At 63.9% G+C, this 796-nt stretch carries 1 protein-coding gene; it reads left to right on the forward strand.

What is annotated here, in order from left to right; translation table 11 throughout:
- Positions 1 to 7: 7 nt before the first annotated feature.
- A partial coding sequence (locus DMB66_RS60085; protein WP_255441708.1) for a flotillin family protein occupies positions 8 to 796 on the forward strand: 789 nt, incomplete at its 3' end.

Below are 796 nucleotides of genomic sequence, written 5' to 3' on the forward strand. Positions count from 1 at the left end.
ATCAATGATGGATGTGATTTCCACCGGGCTCGGTGTGCTCATCGCCGTCGTGCTGCTCATCGTGCTCGGCGTCGTCTTCTTCCTCAGCCGCATGTTCCGCAAGGTGGAGCAGGGCAAGGCGCTCATCGTCTCGAAGGTGCGCCGGGTCGACGTCACCTTCACCGGTGCTGTCGTGCTCCCCGTGCTGCACAAGGCCGAGACGATGGACATCTCGGTGAAGACCATCGAGATCTCCCGGACCGGCCGGGAGGGCCTGATCTGCCAGGACAACATCCGGGCGGACATCCGCATCACGTTCTTCGTGCGGGTCAACAAGACCACCGAGGACGTCATCAAGGTGGCCCAGGCGATCGGCACCACCCGGGCCAGCAGCGAGACGACGCTGCAGGAGCTGTTCAGCGCCAAGTTCTCCGAGGCGCTCAAGACGGTCGGCAAGCAGCTCGACTTCGTCGACCTCTACACCAAGCGCAACGAGTTCCGGGACCAGATCATCGAGGTGATCGGCACCGACCTCAACGGCTACAGCCTCGAGGACGCGGCCATCGACTTCCTTGAGCAGACGCCGATGCACTCGCTGGACCCGAAGAACATCCTCGACGCCCAGGGCATCCGGAAGATCACCGAGCTGACCGCGATCGAGGCGATCCGCACCAACGACTTCCGGCGCAACGAGGAGAAGGAGATCACCCGGCAGAACGTGGACGCCAAGGAGGCGATCCTCGAGCTGGAGCGCCGGCAGGCGGACGCGGAGATCAAGCAGAACCGGGAGATCGAGACCATCCGGGCCCGCGAGACG

Source organism: Actinoplanes sp. ATCC 53533 (assembly GCF_003947245.1).